The organism is Bradyrhizobium sp. LTSP849 (genome assembly GCF_000938255.1).
Lineage (GTDB): Bacteria > Pseudomonadota > Alphaproteobacteria > Rhizobiales > Xanthobacteraceae > Bradyrhizobium.
Genome location: NZ_JYMR01000045.1, coordinates 391,976 through 410,436, shown reverse-complemented (window position 1 = coordinate 410,436; position 18,461 = coordinate 391,976). Strand labels below are relative to the sequence as shown.

16 protein-coding genes are annotated in these 18,461 nt (G+C 63.6%); 12 read left to right on the top strand and 4 right to left on the bottom strand.

The annotated features are described in order from the left end of the window. Positions 1 to 186 precede the first annotated feature (186 nt). From rimP to infB, 4 genes are all read left to right on the top strand, one after another. Positions 187 to 969, top strand: coding sequence for a ribosome maturation factor RimP (gene rimP / locus UB31_RS26300; RefSeq protein WP_045012949.1), 783 nt, complete (start codon positions 187 to 189; stop codon positions 967 to 969). A 2-nt stretch (positions 970 to 971) separates the two neighbouring features. Next, on the top strand, positions 972 to 2,582 hold the full coding sequence (gene nusA / locus UB31_RS26295) for a transcription termination factor NusA (RefSeq protein WP_045004927.1): 1,611 nt from the start codon (positions 972 to 974) through the stop codon (positions 2,580 to 2,582). A gap of 23 nt (positions 2,583 to 2,605) precedes the next feature. Then, positions 2,606 to 3,289 carry an RNA-binding protein gene (locus UB31_RS26290; RefSeq protein WP_045012948.1) on the top strand — a complete coding sequence of 228 codons (684 nt, stop codon included), beginning with the start codon at positions 2,606 to 2,608 and terminating at the stop codon, positions 3,287 to 3,289. 70 nt (positions 3,290 to 3,359) lie between these two features. Then, entirely contained in the window at positions 3,360 to 6,068 is a 2,709-nt protein-coding gene (infB, locus tag UB31_RS26285; RefSeq protein ID WP_045012947.1) for a translation initiation factor IF-2, read from the top strand. Positions 6,069 to 6,077: 9 nt separating this feature from the next. On the opposite strand, the gene UB31_RS42650 is transcribed toward infB, so the two are convergent. Further along, positions 6,078 to 6,362, bottom strand: a complete 285-nt coding sequence (locus UB31_RS42650; protein WP_245306061.1) for a hypothetical protein — start codon at positions 6,360 to 6,362, stop codon at positions 6,078 to 6,080. Between UB31_RS42650 and rbfA the strand changes: the two genes are divergently transcribed. The 4 genes from rbfA (at position 6,279) to pnp (ending at position 10,579) form a co-directional block, all read left to right on the top strand. Continuing rightward, positions 6,279 to 6,656: a 30S ribosome-binding factor RbfA gene (gene rbfA, locus UB31_RS26280; protein ID WP_245306060.1), complete on the top strand. Its 378-nt coding sequence runs from the start codon at positions 6,279 to 6,281 to the stop codon at positions 6,654 to 6,656. The genes UB31_RS42650 and rbfA overlap by 84 nt on opposite strands. Then, positions 6,653 to 7,774 (top strand): tRNA pseudouridine(55) synthase TruB, encoded by a 1,122-nt coding sequence (truB, locus tag UB31_RS26275; protein WP_045012945.1) that lies wholly within the window; start codon positions 6,653 to 6,655, stop codon positions 7,772 to 7,774. The genes rbfA and truB overlap by 4 nt, the downstream gene beginning before the upstream one ends. A 2-nt stretch (positions 7,775 to 7,776) precedes the next feature. Beyond that, the gene (gene rpsO / locus UB31_RS26270; RefSeq protein WP_045004919.1) at positions 7,777 to 8,046 is read left to right on the top strand and encodes a 30S ribosomal protein S15; all 270 of its coding nucleotides are present in this window, start codon (positions 7,777 to 7,779) and stop codon (positions 8,044 to 8,046) included. Between the two features lie 376 nt (positions 8,047 to 8,422). After that, positions 8,423 to 10,579 carry a polyribonucleotide nucleotidyltransferase gene (gene pnp, locus UB31_RS26265; protein WP_045012944.1) on the top strand — a complete coding sequence of 719 codons (2,157 nt, stop codon included), beginning with the start codon at positions 8,423 to 8,425 and terminating at the stop codon, positions 10,577 to 10,579. Between the two features lie 75 nt (positions 10,580 to 10,654). On the opposite strand, the gene katG is transcribed toward pnp, so the two are convergent. Beyond that, a complete protein-coding gene (gene katG / locus UB31_RS26260) occupies positions 10,655 to 12,820 on the bottom strand; it encodes a catalase/peroxidase HPI (RefSeq protein WP_045012943.1) in 2,166 nt (721 codons plus the stop codon). 114 nt (positions 12,821 to 12,934) lie between these two features. On the opposite strand from katG, the gene UB31_RS26255 reads away from it, so the two are divergent. From UB31_RS26255 to UB31_RS26240, 4 genes are all read left to right on the top strand, one after another. Continuing rightward, entirely contained in the window at positions 12,935 to 13,861 is a 927-nt protein-coding gene (locus tag UB31_RS26255; protein WP_045012942.1) for a hydrogen peroxide-inducible genes activator, read from the top strand. Positions 13,862 to 13,868: 7 nt separating this feature from the next. Further along, a complete protein-coding gene (locus UB31_RS26250) occupies positions 13,869 to 14,330 on the top strand; it encodes a GNAT family N-acetyltransferase (protein WP_045012941.1) in 462 nt (153 codons plus the stop codon). A gap of 91 nt (positions 14,331 to 14,421) precedes the next feature. Further along, a complete protein-coding gene (locus UB31_RS26245; RefSeq protein WP_045004910.1) occupies positions 14,422 to 15,258 on the top strand; it encodes a hypothetical protein in 837 nt (278 codons plus the stop codon). A 228-nt stretch (positions 15,259 to 15,486) separates the two neighbouring features. Further along, entirely contained in the window at positions 15,487 to 16,209 is a 723-nt protein-coding gene (locus UB31_RS26240; RefSeq protein WP_045012940.1) for a hypothetical protein, read from the top strand. Between the two features lie 89 nt (positions 16,210 to 16,298). Here the strand turns inward: UB31_RS26240 and fabI are convergent, their stop codons facing one another. Then, positions 16,299 to 17,099, bottom strand: a complete 801-nt coding sequence (gene fabI, locus UB31_RS26235) for an enoyl-ACP reductase FabI (RefSeq protein WP_045012939.1) — start codon at positions 17,097 to 17,099, stop codon at positions 16,299 to 16,301. Positions 17,100 to 17,237: 138 nt separating this feature from the next. Further along, entirely contained in the window at positions 17,238 to 18,461 is a 1,224-nt protein-coding gene (fabB, locus tag UB31_RS26230) for a beta-ketoacyl-ACP synthase I (protein ID WP_045004904.1), read from the bottom strand.

Genomic DNA, 18,461 nt, shown 5'->3' with positions numbered 1-18,461 from the left:
ATACGATCCGCGTAGTGAGAGTGGGCCCGAAAGGACCCGCTCTTTTTTATTACCTGAACGCGGCTTGGCGAAAGATGCGCGACCCGACGAATTGTCGGGACGAAGAGTTCCGAAGCAGGCTCTGCAAATCTTAACGTGCGAAAGTCGTTAACCTAGCCTTAACCATCGAGCGCCCCGACCCTGGATATGACCGAACCGAATACTGGTTCCACGGATGCCGAATTGCTGGCCGAACCGCGGCTTGTGGTCGAGCCGGGCGCGGCTGCGCGCGTGTCTGCGGTCGCAGGTCCCGTGCTCGAGGGCATGGGCTACCGGTTGGTGCGGATCCGCATTTCAGGCGAGGCCGGCTGCACCGTGCAGATCATGGCCGAGCGTCCGGACGGTTCGATGCAGATCGAGGATTGTGAAGCGATCTCGCGGGCGCTGTCGCCCGTGCTCGACGTCGCCGACCCCGTTGAGCGCGCCTATCGGCTGGAAATTTCCTCGCCCGGGATCGACCGGCCACTGGTGCGGCGCTCCGATTTCGAGCGGTATACGGGGCATCTCGTGAAGGTCGACATGGCGGTCGCCCATGAGGGACGGAAGCGGTTCCGCGGCAAGATCGCGGGTGTCGAAGGTGACGCCATCCGGCTGATACGCGACGATTTAAAGGCCGGCGACGATGTCGAAGTTCTCCTGGTGATGGAGGATATCGGCGAGGCGCGGCTGGTGCTGACCGACGAGCTGATCGCGCAATCCATGCGCCGCGGCAAGGCCGAGGCGCGCGAGATACGCCGCAATCTCGGCCTGGAGCCGCCGGCTGCGCCGCACGCGGAGATCAGTGCGAAGATCACCAAGAACACCAAGCCGCAAAAGAAGCCGGCCCTGATCAATACGCAAAAAAAGCCGGCACCGACCAATACAAAGAAACATCGTCTTGCCGCCGACCGTGCGCGGCGCGGCGAGATCGAGCCTGACGAAGGAGACTAGCCATGGCAGTCAGCGCCAATCGACTCGAACTGCTCCAGATCGCCGACGCCGTTGCGCGCGAGAAATCGATCGACCGCGGCATCGTCATCGCCGCGATGGAGGACGCCATCGCCAAGGCGGCGCGCGCGCGTTACGGCAGCGAGACTGACGTTCACGCCGAGATCGACCCGAAGAAGGGCGAGCTCCGGCTGTCGCGCCACATGCTGGTTGTCGACAATGTCGAGAACCACTCCAACCAGATCTCGCTGGTGGATGCGCAGCGCGCCAACCCAGGCGCACAGGTCGGCGACACCATCGCCGACACCCTGCCGCCGCTGGAATATGGCCGCATCGCCGCGCAATCGGCCAAGCAGGTGATCGTGCAGAAGGTGCGCGAGGCTGAGCGCGACCGGCAATATCAGGAATTCAAGGACCGCATCGGCGACATCGTCAACGGCGTCGTCAAGCGCGTCGAATATGGCAGCGTGATCGTCGATCTCGGCCGTGGCGAAGCCATCATCCGCCGCGACGAGATGCTGCCGCGCGAGGTGTTCCGCAACGGCGACCGCGTCCGTGCCTACATCTTCGACGTCCGCCGCGAAACCCGCGGGCCGCAGATCTTTCTCTCCCGCACCCATCCGCAGTTCATGGCGAAACTGTTCGCGCAGGAAGTGCCGGAAATCTATGACGGCATCGTCGAGATCAAGGCGGTTGCCCGCGATCCGGGCTCGCGTGCGAAAATCGGCGTGATTTCCCGTGATTCCTCGGTTGATCCGGTCGGCGCCTGCGTCGGCATGCGCGGCTCGCGCGTGCAGGCGGTGGTGAACGAATTGCAGGGCGAGAAGATCGACATCATTCCGTGGTCGCCCGACATCGCGACCTTCGTGGTCAACGCGCTGGCGCCCGCCGAAGTGTCCAAGGTCGTCATCGACGAGGACCGCGAGCGCATCGAGGTCGTGGTGCCCGACACCAACAACCAGCTCTCGCTGGCGATCGGCCGCCGCGGCCAGAACGTCCGCCTCGCCTCGCAGCTCACCGGCTGGGACATCGACATCCTGACCGAGCAGGAAGAATCGGAGCGCCGCCAGGCCGATTTCGAGAACTCCACCCGCGTCTTCATGGAATCGCTCAATGTCGACGAGGTGGTCGGCCAGTTGCTCGCCTCCGAAGGCTTCACCTCGGTCGAGGAACTCGCGATGGTGGACATCAAGGAACTCGCCGGCATCGAGGGCTTCGACGAGGAGACCGCGCAGGAACTCCAGAACCGCGCCCGTGAATATCTCGACCAGCAGGAAGCCGAGATCGAAGCCCGGCGCAAGGAACTCGGCGTCGAGGACGCGGTCAAGGATGTGCCCGGCGTGACCTTGAAGATGCTGGTGAAGTTCGGCGAGAACGACATCAAGTCGGTCGACGATCTCGCCGGCTGCGCCACCGACGATCTGGTCGGCTGGACCGAGCGCAAGGAAGGCGGCGAGCAGACCAAATTCCCCGGTGCGCTCGAAGGCCTCGGCGTCTCCCGTGACGATGCTGAATCGATGATCATGCAGGCGCGCGTCAAGGCGGGCTGGATCACCGAAGCCGACCTGGCCAAGCCGGCCGAAGAGGCTGAGGCGGCTGAAGATCAGCCGGCTTAAGGGCCAAGGAGAATGTCGCCCGGATGCTCGCAGATACTGACCACGATCTCGACAATGGCCCGCGGACCGAAAGGTCCGCGACCATGCGGATGTGCGTGGTCAGCCGCGAGGTCCGGCCGATCGACGAGCTGATCCGCTTCGTCCTATCGCCGGACGGGCAGATAGTTCCCGATCTCAAGCGCAAGCTGCCCGGACGGGGCATGTGGGTGACGGCATCGCGACAGGTGGTTGCGGAAGCCGCCCGTCGTCACCAATTTACCAAAGCCTTCAAGCGCGATCTGCGCATTCCTCCGACGCTTCCCGCCGACATCGAGGCGCTCCTGGTTCGGAGCGTCACCGAAGCCCTTGGGATTGCTGCCAAGGCGCGGCAGATCGTTGCCGGCTTCGGCAAGGTCGAAAGCGCCCTGCGGGAAGGCACGGTCGAGGTCCTGATCCATGCCAGCGACGGGGCCGCGGACGGAATCCGCAAATTGGACATGCTGGCGCGGCAAAATGACGAAAATCGCGGTGCCAAGCTGCCGATTCCCGTCGTTACCGCATTGAAATCGATAGAATTGGATTTGGCACTTACCCGGTCAAATGTGATACATGCTGCCCTGCTTGCGGGCCCGGCGAGCAAGACATTCCTGTCACGTAGCCAGATGCTGGTCCGATACCGGCTGGCGGACGATGACAAGACTGCCGAAAAGCACGGCCAGGATTTCTGAGAGACAACGACCCCCGACAGAACGGTGCGGCAACGCACAACGTTAACAAGATCAGGATTAGGACTGCTGAATGGTTGATACCAAGACCCCTGACGACAAGAAGCTGAGCGTTCCGAGCAAGACGCTATCGCTCAAGCCGCGCGTCGAAACGGGCACTGTGCGCCAGAGCTTCAGCCATGGCCGCAGCAAGCAGGTCGTGGTCGAGAAGCGCGGCAAGCGCCGTATCGACGGCAGCCCCGAGCCGCAGGCTCCCACGGTTGTTGCAAAGCCGGCTCCGGCCGCGCCTGCACCCGCTCCCGCGCGCCCCGCTCCGCCGCGTAACTCCGGCTCCGGCGTGGTGCTGCGCACCCTGACCGAGGACGAACGTTCCGCCCGCGCCAGCGCGCTGGCCGATGCCAAGGTGCGCGAAGTCGAAGAGCGCCGCCAGGCCGAAGACGAAGCCCAGCGCCGCGCCGTCCGCGAAAGCGCCGAGCGTGTCGAGCGCGAAGCCGCCGAAGCCCGCCGCAAGGCCGAGGACGAGCGGCATCGCCATGAAGAGGAAGCCAAGCGCAAGGCCGAGACCGAGGCCAAGAAGCGCTTTGGCGAGGGCGAGCAGTCGCAATCTGCGGCACGCACGGCGACGGCCGCACCGGCGGCCAGCGCACCGCGCTCCGCGCCGACCACGGCGCGACCTGCGACGACCACGACCACAGGGCGACCCGGAACGACGACAGCGCGACCTGCGACAACGACCGCACAGCGGCCGGGTGGACCGGCGGCTCGCGCCCCCGGCGTCGCAGCCGGACCGGACGAGGATGACGGTCCGCGCCAGATCCGTCGCGGTCCCGGCGGCGCCATGCGTCCCGTGGCAGCCCCCAAGACCACGCACAAGCCGGGTCCGCAGAAGGAACGCGGCCGCCTGACACTCGTCACCGCGCTCAATGCCGACGAGGTGCGCGAGCGCTCGATCGCCTCGTTCCGCCGCCGTACCCAGCGCCTGAAGGGCCATGCCTCGAACGAGCCGAAGGAAAAGCTGATCCGCGAGGTGATCATTCCGGAAGCGATCACCATCCAGGAACTCGCCAACCGCATGGCCGAGCGCGCGGTCGACGTCATCCGCATGCTGATGAAGCAGGGCGCGATGCACAAGATCACCGACGTGATCGATGCCGACACCGCGCAGCTGATCGCCGAAGAACTCGGCCACACCGTGAAGCGCGTGGCGGCGTCCGACGTCGAAGAAGGCCTGTTCGACGCCATCGAGGACTCCACCGACACCGAGACCCGCTCGCCGGTCGTGACCGTGATGGGTCACGTCGACCACGGCAAGACCTCGCTGCTCGACGCGCTCCGTCATGCCAACGTTGTCTCCGGCGAAGCCGGCGGCATCACCCAGCATATCGGCGCCTATCAGGTGCTGTCGCCCGAAAGCGGCAAGAAGATCACCTTCATCGACACGCCCGGCCACGCCGCGTTTACCGCGATGCGCGCCCGCGGCGCCAAGGTCACCGACATCGTCGTGCTGGTGGTTGCGGCCGATGACGGCGTCATGCCGCAGACGATCGAAGCCATCAACCACGCCAAGGCGGCGCGCGTGCCGATCATTGTTGCCATCAACAAGATCGACAAGCCCGACGCCAAGCCCGAGCGCGTCCGCACCGAGCTGCTTCAGCACGAGGTGCAGGTCGAGTCGTTCGGCGGCGAAGTCGTCGACGTCGAAGTGTCCGCCAAGAACAAGACCAATCTCGACAAGCTGCTCGAGATGATCGCGCTCCAGGCCGACATCCTCGACCTGAAGACCAATTCGGAGCGCCCGGCCGAAGGCACCGTGATCGAAGCCAAGCTCGATCGCGGTCGTGGTCCGGTTGCGACCGTGCTGGTCCAGCGCGGCACGCTCCGTGTCGGCGACATCATCGTCGCCGGCGCCGAGATGGGCCGCGTCCGCGCGCTGATCTCCGATCAGGGCGAGACGGTGCAGGAAGCGGGTCCGTCGGTCCCGGTCGAGGTGCTCGGCTTCAACGGTCCGCCGGAAGCCGGCGATCGTCTCGCCGTCGTCGAGAACGAAGCCCGCGCCCGCCAGGTCACCAGCTACCGCGCGCACCAAAAGCGCGAGAACGCGGCTGCCTCGATCTCCGGCATGCGCGGCTCGCTCGAGCAGATGATGTCGCAGTTGAAGACCGCGGGCCGCAAGGAATTCCCGCTGATCATCAAGGCCGACGTGCAGGGCTCGCTGGAAGCGATCCTCGGCTCGCTGGAGAAGCTCGGCACCGACGAAGTCGCAGCCCGCATCCTGCATGCCGGCGTCGGCGGCATCTCGGAGTCGGACGTGACGCTCGCGGAAGGTTTCAACGCCGCGATCATCGGCTTCAGCGTTCGTGCCAACAAGGAAGCCGCTGCCGCCGCCAAGCGCAACGGCATCGAAATCCGCTACTACAACATCATCTACGACCTCGTGGACGACGTGAAGAAGGCGATGAGCGGCCTGCTCGCGCCGACCTTGCGCGAAACCATGCTCGGCAACGCCTCGATCCTGGAGATCTTCAACATCTCCAAGGTCGGCAAGGTTGCCGGCTGCCGCGTCACCGACGGCACCGTGGAACGCGGCGCCAATGTGCGTCTGATCCGCGACAACGTCGTCGTGCACGAAGGCAAGCTGTCGACGCTGAAGCGCTTCAAGGACGAAGTGAAGGAAGTCCAGGCCGGCCAGGAATGCGGCATGGCCTTCGAGAACTATCACGACATGCGTGCCGGTGACGTGATCGAGTGTTATCGCGTGGAGACGATCCAGCGCTCCCTGTAAGTCCAAATCTTACCGAAGCGCGCGGATCTTTTTGAACTGAAATTGCGGGAGTGCGATGGCCGGATTTTTTCCGGCCATCCACGCCTCATTCGTTTCAGCAGGACAAATGACAATGCCCATGTCCCAAACACGGGCATGACGAGGTGATTTCGAACTATGCCCCGCCACCACCAGAAGAAGAGTTCCGCACCCGGCGCCTCGCAGCGTCAGCTGCGTGTCGGCGAGCAGGTTCGCCACGCGATAGCCGAGATTCTGGCGCAAGGCAGTGTGCATGATGCGGATCTCGAAGGTCACATCATCACCGTGCCGGAGGTACGGATGTCGCCCGACCTGAAGCTCGCGACAATCTACGTGATGCCGCTCGGTGGCCGCGACACCGAGGTGGTTCTCGCTGCGCTTGAGCGCAACAAGAAATTCCTGCGCGGCGACGTCGCGCGGCGCGTTAACCTGAAATTTGCACCTGACCTTCGCTTCCGCGCCGACGAACGATTCGACGAAGCGGAACGGATCGAGAAGCTTTTGCGAACACCTGCGGTGCAGAAGGACTTGGAACAGGATCCGGATGCGGATCGGGAAGAAGAGCAATGATGATGGACCCGGCTCACGGCACAATCGGCAGCGAAGAGCCCGATACGCGCGACGTGCAGAAAAATAATTTTGCAGACGTCGGCGGCGATATTCAGCCGCAGCAGGAGACGCGTCGCGTCAACAACGATCCGCGGGCCAACAAGCAGCAGAAGGGTCAGCAGCCGCGCCGCGACCGGCGCGACGTTCACGGCTGGGTCGTGCTCGACAAGCCGATCGGCATGACGTCGACCCAGGCGGTCGCCGTGCTCAAGCGCCTGTTCAACGCCAAGCGCGCCGGTCATGCCGGCACGCTCGATCCGCTCGCCTCCGGCGGCCTGCCGATCGCGCTTGGAGAGGCCACCAAGACGGTTCCCTTCGTCATGGACGGCCGCAAGCGCTACCGCTTCACGGTCTGCTGGGGCGAGGAACGCGACACCGACGACGTCGAGGGCCGGGTGACTCATACGTCCGACCAGCGCCCCACGCGCGAGGCCATCGAGGCCCTGCTGCCCCGCTTTACCGGGGTGATCGAGCAGGTTCCGCCGCGCTATTCCGCCATCAAGGTCCAGGGCGAGCGCGCCTATGACCTCGCCCGCGACGGCGAGATCGTGGAACTGGCCCCGCGCCCGGTCGTGATTCATCATTTATCCCTTGCAGATCAACCAGATAGCGGCAGATCCACGTTCGAGGCCGAGTGCGGCAAGGGCACCTATGTCCGCGCGATCGCCCGCGATATGGGCCGGATTCTCGGCACTTACGGCCATATCTGCGCGCTGCGGCGGACCCTGGTCGGCCCATTCGGCGAGAACGACATGATTCCGCTGGATCAGTTGGAGGCTTTGTGCGATAGAGCCGCGTCCGGCGAGGGGAGCCTCGCCGACGCGCTTATGCCCGTTGAGACCGCGCTGGACGACATCCCGGCACTGGCCGTCACTCGGGCTGATGCGGCAAGGCTCCATCGGGGCCAAGCCGTTTTATTGCGCGGACGGGATGCGCCCACAAGTAGCGGCACAGTCTATGTCACGGTGGCAGGCCGTCTTCTGGCGCTTGCTGAAGTTGGCAATGGCGAAATCATCCCCAAGCGTGTGTTCAACCTGACCGGCCTGACTGCCAGCTCCGGTCGCAACGAGAGAAATTGACGATGTCGATTGCCGCAGAACGCAAAGCGGAAGTCATCAAGACGAATGCCAACAAAGCCGGCGACACCGGTTCGCCCGAGGTGCAGGTCGCGATCCTTTCGGAACGCATCAACAACCTCACGAGCCATTTCAAGACCCACGTGAAGGACAACCATTCGCGTCGCGGCCTCTTGAAGCTGGTGTCGACCCGCCGCTCGCTCCTCGACTACGTGAAGAAGCGGGATGAGGCGCGCTACAAGGCGCTGCTCGAGAAGCACAACATTCGTCGTTAAGAGTTCTTGCGCGCGCCATCGGCGCGCGTTTTTGCGCGTGGTTTCGAGCGAAGGCGCTTATTTTAGGGTTTTTGATCGAGGCTCACGCGCACATCGGGTGCGGGCCAATGATGATTCGCATCCGGGGCATGTAAGCGAAGACCGCGATTCGGTGTTCGCGTTCGTGCCGACTGACAGTCCAGCAGCAATCCGGCGGCTGGGCACAACGGGCAAGGCGCCCGTATGACCCGAAAGGATGGACGCCATCCGAAATCCGAAAACCATGGCAGGATCGCAGGACGCTGATCGCCCGCTCCGATCAGCGTCCTGCAATCTTGACATGGTTTTTGTTTTTCGAGCCGTCCCTTCTTTCGAGAACCCATGAAAGAAGACCTCTATGTTCAATAAGCATTCAGTCGAGATCGACTGGGGCGGACGCCCTCTCAAGCTCGAAACCGGCAAGATCGCCCGCCAGGCCGACGGCGCCGTCGTCGCCACCTATGGTGAGACCGTGGTGCTCGCCACCGTCGTCGCCGCGAAGACGCCGCGTGAAGGCGTCGACTTCCTGCCGCTGACCGTCGACTACCAGGAAAAGACCTACGCTGCGGGGCGCATTCCCGGCGGCTATTTCAAGCGCGAGGGACGTCCGACCGAGAAGGAGACGCTGGTCTCCCGCCTGATCGACCGTCCGATCCGTCCGCTGTTCGTCGACGGCTGGCGCAACGAGACCCAGGTGATCGTCACCGTGCTGTCGCACGACATGGAGAACGATCCCGATATCGTGGCGCTTGTGGCATCGTCGGCTGCGCTGACCCTGTCCGGCGCGCCCTTCAAGGGCCCGATCGGCGCAGCGCGCGTCGGCTTCGCCAATGACGAGTTCATCCTCAACCCGACGCTCGACGAGATGGTCGACACCCAGCTCGACCTCGTCGTCGCCGGCACCGCCGACGCCGTGCTGATGGTGGAATCGGAAGCCAAGGAGCTGAACGAAGACATCATGCTCGGCGCGGTGATGTTCGGTCACCGCCACTTCCAGCCGGTGATCAACGCGATCATCGAGCTCGCCGAGAAGGCCGCCAAGGAGCCGCGCGAAGTCACCACGATCGACAATTCGGCGCTCGAAAAGGAAATGCTCGGCCTCGTCGAGCAGGAGCTGCGCACCGCCTACGCCATTCCGATCAAGCAGGATCGCTACGCCGCGGTCGGCAAGGTCAAGGAAAAGGTGATCGCCCATTATTTCCCCGAAGGGCAGGAGCCGAAATACGACAAGCTGCGCATCGGCGGCGTGTTCAAGGAGCTCGAAGCCAAGATCGTTCGCTGGAACATCCTCGACACCGGCAAGCGCATCGACGGCCGTGACAGCAAGACCGTGCGCAGCATCATCGCCGAAGTCGGCGTGCTGCCCCGCGCCCACGGTTCGGCGCTGTTCACCCGCGGCGAGACCCAGGCAGTGGTCGTGACCACGCTCGGCACCGGCGAGGACGAGCAGTACATCGACGCGCTTGCGGGAACTTACAAAGAGACGTTCCTGCTGCACTACAACTTCCCTCCCTACTCGGTCGGTGAGACCGGTCGCCTCGGCGGCACCAAGCGCCGCGAGATCGGCCACGGCAAGCTTGCCTGGCGCGCGATCCACCCGGTGCTGCCGCCGCATCACGAGTTCCCGTACACGATCCGCGTGGTCTCGGAGATCACCGAATCCAACGGCTCCTCGTCGATGGCTTCGGTCTGCGGCGCTTCGCTCGCGCTGATGGATGCCGGCGTGCCGTTGAAGCGGCCGACCGCGGGCATCGCGATGGGCCTGATCCTCGAAGACAAGCGCTTCGCGGTTCTCTCCGACATCCTCGGTGACGAGGATCATCTCGGCGACATGGACTTCAAGGTCGCCGGCACGGAAGCCGGCATCACCTCGCTCCAGATGGACATCAAGATCGAGGGCATCACCGAGGAGATCATGAAGGTCGCGCTCGGCCAGGCCAAGGATGGGCGTATCCACATCCTCGGCGAGATGTCGAAGGCGCTCACCAACGCCCGCGCAGAGCTCGGCGAATACGCGCCGCGCATCGAGACCTTCAAGATCGCCACCGACAAGATCCGCGAAGTGATCGGCACCGGCGGCAAAGTCATCCGCGAGATCGTCGAGAAGACCGGCGCCAAGGTCAACATCGAGGACGACGGCACCGTGAAGGTCGCTTCCAGCGACGGCGAGGCGATGAAGGCCGCGATCAAGTGGATCAAGTCGATCGCCTCCGATCCGGAAGTCGGTCAGATCTATGAGGGCACCGTCGTCAAGGTGATGGAGTTCGGCGCCTTCGTGAACTTCTTCGGCTCCAAGGACGGCCTCGTTCACATCAGCCAGCTCGCTTCCGCGCGCGTGCAGAAGACCTCCGACGTCGTCAAGGAAGGCGACAAGGTCAAGGTCAAGCTGCTCGGCTTCGACGACCGCGGCAAGACCCGCCTGTCGATGAAGGTGGTCGACCAGACCACCGGCGAAGACCTCGAGGGCAAGGGCGGTGATGGCGAGAAGGCCCCGCGCGAAGCGGCCGGCGAGTAAATCTCGCTAAAGCCAAAAACACGAAGGGCGGCCTCTCGGCCGCCCTTTTTGTTTGTGCTGTACTGATCGCTGGGATCAAGCGGTGAGGTCGAACCGGTCGAGGTTCATCACCTTGGTCCAGGCCTTGGCGAAGTCCTTCACGAACTGCTGCTTGGAGTCGGACGTGGCATAGACCTCGGCGTAGGCGCGGAGCTGCGAGTGCGCGCCAAAGATGAGATCGGCGCGCGTGCCGGTCCACTTCACCGCGTTGGTCTTGCGGTCGCGTGCCTCATAGCTGCCGTCAGCCGCCTGCGTCCACTGCATGCTCATGTCGAGCAGGTTGACGAAGAAGTCGTTGGTCAGCGTGCCGACCTTCGAGGTCAAGACACCGTTCTTCGAATCACCGGCATTGGCACCGAGCACACGCAGGCCGCCGACCAGCACCGTCAGCTCGGGTCCGCTCAGCTTCAGAAGCTGCGCGCGATCGACCAGCGCCTCTTCCTGCTGCAAGAACTGATGCCGCTTGCCGACGAAGTTGCGGAAACCATCGGCCCGCGGCTCCAGCGGAGCAAACGAAGCGGCATCGGTCTGCTCCTGCGAGGCATCCATGCGGCCCGGCGTGAACGCGACCTTGACGTCGACGCCGGCGTCTTTCGCGGCCTTCTCGACCGCGGCAGAACCACCGAGCACGATCAGGTCGGCGAGCGAGACCTTCTTCGCACCAGACGAAGCGTTGAAGTCCTTCTGGATCGCTTCGAGCTTGCCGAGAACCTTCGAGAGTTGAGCCGGCTGGTTCACCTCCCAGTCCTTCTGCGGCGCGAGGCGAATGCGCGCGCCGTTGGCGCCGCCGCGCTTGTCCGAACCGCGGAACGTCGAAGCCGACGCCCAGGCGGTCGAGACCAGCTCGGACACCGAGAGACCCGAGGCCAGGATCTTCGTCTTCAAGGAAGCGATGTCCTGGTCGCTGGCCAGCTCGTGATTCACGGCCGGAATCGGATCCTGCCAGATCAGCGTCTCCTTCGGCACCAGCGGGCCGAGATAGCGCACGATCGGGCCCATGTCGCGATGGGTGAGCTTGAACCAGGCACGGGCGAACGCGTCCGCGAACTGATCGGGATGCTCCAGGAAGCGCCGCGAGATCTTCTCATAGGCCGGATCGAGGCGCAGCGAGAGGTCGGTCGTCAGCATCGTCGGCCGATGCTTCTTCGACTTATCGAACGCATCGGGAATGATCGCGTCGGCGCCCTTGGCCGTCCACTGATTCGCGCCGCCCGGGCTCTTCGTCAGCTCCCATTCGTACTTGAACAGGTTCTCGAAGAAGTTGTTGCTCCACTTCGTCGGCGTCGTCGTCCATGTCACCTCGAGACCGCTGGTGATGGAATCACCCCCCAGGCCCGAAGCATGCTTGCTCTTCCAGCCGAGACCCTGATCCTCGAGCGCGCCCGCCTCCGGCTCCGGTCCGACCAGCGAGGGATCACCCGCGCCATGGGTCTTGCCGAAGGTGTGGCCGCCGGCGATCAGGGCGACCGTTTCCTCATCGTTCATCGCCATGCGGAAGAAGGTCTCGCGGATATCCTTTGCCGCGGCGACCGGATCCGGCTTGCCGTTCGGGCCTTCCGGATTGACGTAGATCAGGCCCATCTGCACCGCGCCGAGCGGCTCGGCGAGCTCACGCTCGCCGCTGTAGCGTTCGTCGCCCAGCCACGAACCTTCAGGTCCCCAATACAGTTCTTCCGGCTCCCAGACATCGGCGCGACCGCCCGCGAAACCGAAGGTCTTGAAGCCCATCGACTCCAGCGCGACGTTACCGGCAAGCACCATCAAATCGGCCCAGGAAATCTTGCGGCCGTATTTCTGCTTGATCGGCCAGAGCAACCGGCGCGCCTTGTCGAGGTTGGCATTGTCGGGCCAGCTGTTGAGCGGCGCGAAACGCTGTTGACCGGCACCGGCGCCACCGCGGCCATCGGTGGTGCGGTACGTGCCCGCGCTGTGCCAGGCCATGCGGATCATGAGGCCGCCGTAGTGACCGAAATCGGCGGGCCACCATTCCTGCGACTCCGTCATCAGCGCGGTCAGGTCTTTGACGACCGCGTTCAGGTCGAGCGTCTTGAACTCCTTGGCATAGTCGAATTCCTTGCCCATCGGATCGGACAGACCGGAATTCTTGTGCAGCATCTCGATGCTGAGCTGAGTTGGCCACCAATCGCGGTTCGCCGGTACGCGTTTTCCACCCGAAAACGGGCACTTCGAAGAGTCGTCCATGAATACCTCCTCTGGTGGCGTCGAACTCGCGCCTTTGACCAGGTAGAAGCACTCTAAGCTTCACATTCCATCAGGGGAAGTTGACTTTAATGATCGCTGCGATAGGATTTTCTGATGGTCAACGTGACGATGCGCCAACTGCGATATTTCGACGCGTTGGCGCGTCATGGCCATTTCGGGCGTGCGGCTGAGTCCTGTTCCATCTCACAGCCGGCCCTGTCGATGCAGATCAAGGAACTGGAAGAGGCGCTCGGCGGCCTGCTGCTGGAGCGCAGCGCCCGGCAGGTCGCGCTAACGCGATTTGGCGAGGAGCTCGCACCACGCGTCCGCGACATCCTGCGCTCGGTCGATGAGCTCGGCGATTTCGCCCGCGCCTCGCAGGACCGTTTTGTCGGCCGCCTGCGCATCGGCATGATCCCGACGATCGCGCCTTATTTGCTGCCCACAATCACCAAGAATCTCACGCGCATGCATCCGGAGCTCGACATCCGCGTGCGCGAGACGATGACGCCGCGGCTGATCCAGGAACTGGTCGAAGGCCGGCTCGACACCGCCATCGTCGCGCTGCCGGTGTCCGAGCCTTCGCTCACCGAAGTCGCCCTGTTCGAGGAGAAGTTCCTGCTGGTGCGGCCGGGCACGGATGCGGGGACGCCGGTGCCGTCACGCGAGATGATGCGCGAGATGCGGCTGTTGCTGCTCGAAGAGGGACATTGTTTCCGCGACCAGGCGCTGTCGTTCTGCAACATGCAATCGGCACCGCCACGCGAGATGCTGGACGCAAATTCGCTGTCGACGTTGGTCCAGATGGTCAGCGCCGGCATCGGCGTCACCCTGATTCCGGAGATGGCGGTGTCGGTGGAGACGCGATCCGCCTCGGTCTCGCTCTCGCGCTTTCGCGACCCGGAGCCCTCGCGCACCATCGGCATGGTCTGGCGCAAGACCAGTCCGCTGGCGCGGCAGCTCCTGCAAATCTCCGAAGTGGTGTGCCTGTCCGCCGGCAAGGCGCGCCCGCGGCAGGTCGCGCGCAACCAACGGGGTTGAGGCTCGGATGTCGCATCCGGTCATCCGCCCTGCTCGCACTGAGGAATATGACGAGATCGCCCGCGTCTGGATGGAGAGCTGGGTCTCGACCGGGCTTGCCGAGGCGAGCAACTTCCTGCTGGCGAATTTGCGCGCGCGCGTCCAGCGCGAGATCGAGGGTGGCTGGAGCCTGTTCGTCGCAGACGACAACGGCACGATCGCCGCGATGCTGGCGCTGCATCTGCCAAAACTCTATCTCGACATGCTGTTTGTCGGGCCCGCATATCAGGGACAATCGCTCGGCCGGCAATTACTCGCCTTCACGCGCACGCAAATGCCGGATGAGATGTACCTGCGCTGCATTCGCGAGAACGAAAAGGCCTGGCGCTGGTACGAGCGCGAGGGTTTTGTGTTCGAGAAGGAAGAGGTCGAGCCGTCGAACGGGTTCGTGATGAAATATTACCGCTGGAAGCGGCAGCCGGGCGGATAGACGGCGATCTCCGGATGCAGCTTGCGGTTGTCACGATCCCCACTTAGTGTGGCGGGGCCGATAACCTCCTGCCTCTGATCTCCCGGAATCCATGCTACGCATTGCCGCCTCGCTGATCGCGCTCCTGTCCATTTTCACCTCGGCAATCGCGCAAACTCCTCCAGCACCCGCCGCGCCTTCCGCTCAGACGGCGGCACCGGCCAAGTCAGCGGTCAAGCGGGCGACGCCGAAGGCCAAACCGGCTGCACAACAGCCGGTCGCGGCGGAGAATGGCCCCTGTCAGATCGGCGTCATTTCCGCGATCGGCGACCAGTTCTCGGTGCAACATGTCGGCCTCACGATGTTCGGCAACGAGTACATGGAGGCGCCGATCGAGACGTGGGGTATCGATGATCTGTTCGTCGCGAGGGTTCGCGCCGCGGCTCCCGGCACGACTGTCCGAAAGATCGCTTACGCAAGCGGCGCCTTCAAGCCATACTATCATCCGGAAGCGAAACTATTCCGCAATGACCGCGACGACCTGACGGCCTTGGTGCGGCAGATCGCCGGGACTGCAAATTGCGAACGCTACATCGTAGCCACGAAATCCCGCGTTTCGGTTGATGGCACCAATCAGTCAATCGAGGGCCTTGGGGTCTACAAGAATTGGGCGAGCCCTTCCGGGCGCGGCGTCGTGGTTGCCTATTTCCGTATCAACGTTTTTGACGGACGAACTTTCGACATCCACCGAGCGCCGACCCGGAGCTTCGGAGATGTGCTTGCTTCGAGCTTTTCCAACAAGAATGACAATATGCAGATTCTCAACAATCTCGAATTTCCCAAGACTCCTGAACAGGTGACCAACAGTGCATTGCTGCGTGACAGCACACGCAGCCTGCTCACGGCCCAATTGGACAAGTATCTACCCGCGTACATCAAAGGCGAGTGAGCGCCTTTGCCGACGGGACGCGACAAAGCATATCGCTCGTCCGCTTCCTGCGGCTGGGCTGCATTTGGGGTTATGGCCCGGCCGGTCGTCGTTGCAGCTGTCTTGTGGTGCCTTTCGACATCTGCTTGGGCGCAGACCAAATCGGGACCACCAGGGGCGGAGACGGCAGGACCAGCCGTCAAGCAAGCCAACAGCAAGACGAGCACGCGGACGGCCAAGCCTGCGTCCGTGGTCGGCGGCCCGTGCGACTTCGGTGTCGTCGTCACCACCGGCGATGAGTTCACCGTGCTGACGACCGGCCTCACCGTATTCCAGAACAAGAAGACCGTCATCCCGATCCCAGGCTGGGGACTCAACGATCTGATCTTCGCGCGGATTCGCGCCACGATCCCTGCCGGGGTATCCGTCCTGAGAATCCCCTACAACCCGGCGAAATTTCCTCCCCGCGATGAGTCCAAGGACACGTTGAAGGACAGGTTGTTCCGCGATCACAACGCGGAGCTGGCCGAATACATGCGCCAGGTCGCGAAAGGAACGAATTGCCGGCATTACATCCAGATCCTCAATTCAATCAGTCCTATCGGCTCATCGAATTATACGGTCCGCGGCTTCGGCATCCTCAATCAGGACGTGGTGCTCGGGCGTCGCATCTTTCTCTACGCTCTGGCGTTTATCCGCATCTTTGACGGGCGCGACTTCTCTGTTGTCAGACAGAGTTCTGCGCTGATCAACGTGCATCATTCCCTGGCGGTGCAGAGGCTTTTGGGCACGCTAATCGGCGGTCCTTATCGCGAGTTGCCCGCAGAATCGTTTCCAACGCGCCCCGAGGACGCCGCCAGCGATCCCGCCCTGCGCGATGGCGTCCGCGTCATGCTGACGGAAAGCCTCGACAAGACACTTCCGTTCATGCTCGGGGCTCAACGAGCGGCGCGCAACAGCGACGCGCGCTGATCAATGCGTCGCTCGCGGCAGAAGTTCTCGGCGCAATATGAGAGATCGCGGGCACGTCGCTTACGCTCCTTTGCCCACCCTGCGGAGTTCTAGTCCGGGGTCTTCAAATCGTCCGGCCTCGGCATCAAAACCGTGTTGTAGCCGGAATCGACATAATGGATCTCGCCGGTCACGCCGCCGGACAAGTCCGACAGGAGATACAGCGCCGAGCCGCCGAGCTCGTCGAGCGTGACGCCGCGGCGGAGTGGCGAATGCTTTTGCATGAACGCAAACATCGCGCGCGCCTCGCCGATGCCGGAGCCCGCGAGCGTGCGAATGGGGCCTGCGGAGATCGCGTTGACACGGATGCCGCGCGGTCCGAAATCAGAGGCGAGATAGCGCACGGACGCTTCCAGCGCCGCCTTGGCGACGCCCATCACGTTGTAATTGGGCATCGCGCGCTCCGAGGCGCCGAAGGTCAGCGTGATCATGCTGCCGCCCTCCGTCATCAGTTCGGCAGCGCGTTTTGCGACTTCCGTGAACGAGAAGCAGGAGATCACCATGGTGCGCGAAAAATTCTCGCGGCTGGTGTCGGCGTAGCGGCCCTTCAGCTCGCTCTTGTCGGCAAAGCCGATCGCGTGGATCACGAAATCGAGCTGGCCCCATTTCTCACGCAAGACGTCGAACGTGGCATCGACGCTGGCGATGTCCTCGACGTCGCAGGGCAGCACCAACTCGACGCCGAGAGACTCCGCGAGCGGCTTGACACGCTTGCCCAGCGCCTCGCCCTGGAAGGTGAAGGCAAGCTCGGCGCCATGAGCATGCAGCGTCTTCGCCATGCCCCAGGCGATCGAATGATCATTGGCGATGCCCATGATCAGACCGCGCTTGCCGAGCATCAATCCTTCCATTGCCTCGTGACTCCTATCATTCCGACGTCATCGCCCGCGCAGGCGGGCGATCCAGTATTCCAGAGACAGTTTTTGTAGGCCGGGAAGCCGCGGCGTACTGGATGCCCCGCCTTCGCGGGGCATGACAGCGTCTTGGGCTCACACATCCAGCCGGCTGAACACCAGCGTGGCGTTGGTGCCACCGAAGCCGAACGAGTTCGACAGCACGGTGCCGATCTTGACGTTGTCGATGCGCTTGCGCACGATCGGCATGTCGGCGAACACGGGATCGAGCTCCTGAATGTGCGCGCTCTCGCAGATGAAGCCGTTGTTCATCATCAGCAGCGAATAGATCGCTTCCTGCACGCCGGTCGCGCCCAGCGAATGGCCGGTCAACGCCTTGGTCGCCGAGATCGGCGGGCACTTTTCGCCGACGCCGAACACTTTTCGGAGTGCCTCGATTTCCGGCGGATCGCCGGCCGGCGTCGAGGTGGCGTGCGGATTGATGTAATCGACCTTGGTCTTCACCGTCGACATTGCCATGCGCATGCAGCGCTCGGCGCCCTCGCCGGACGGAGCGACCATGTCGTAGCCGTCCGACGTCGCGCCGTAGCCGACGATCTCGCCATAGATGCGCGCGCCGCGCGCCTTGGCATGCTCGAGCTCTTCCAGCACCAGCACGCCGGCGCCGCCGGCAATGACGAAGCCGTCGCGATTGACGTCGTAGGGACGCGAGGCGGTCGCGGGCGTGTCGTTGTACTTCGAGGACATCGCGCCCATGGCGTCGAACAGCACCGACAGCGACCAGTCGAGCTCCTCGCAACCGCCAGCGAAGATGACGTCCTGCTTGCCGATCTGGATGGTCTCATAGGCATTGCCGACGCAGTGGTTCGACGTCGCGCAGGCCGAGGAGATCGAATAGTTCACGCCCTTGATCTTGAACCAGGTCGCAAGCGTTGCGGAGGCCGTGGACGACATCGCCTTCGGCACTGCAAACGGTCCGACGCGCTTCGGTCCCTTGGTGCGGGTGATGTCGGCGGCTTCGACGATGGTGCGGGCGGACGGGCCGCCCGAGCCCATGATGATGCCGGTACGAATGTTGGAGACGTCGTCAGGCGCCAGTCCGGAATCCTGGATCGCCTGCTCCATCGCGATGTGATTCCACCCCGCGCCCTGGCCGAGGAAGCGCATCGCACGCCGGTCGACAACCGTCGCGGGATCAATCGTCGGCGCACCTTGCACCTGCGAACGGAAGCCGAGCTCGGCATATTTTTCAGCCCGTGAAATGCCCGACTTTGCCTCGTGAAGGCTCGCAAGCACTTCCTGGGTGTTGTTTCCGATGGACGAGACAATCCCCATCCCGGTGACCACAACCCGCCTCAT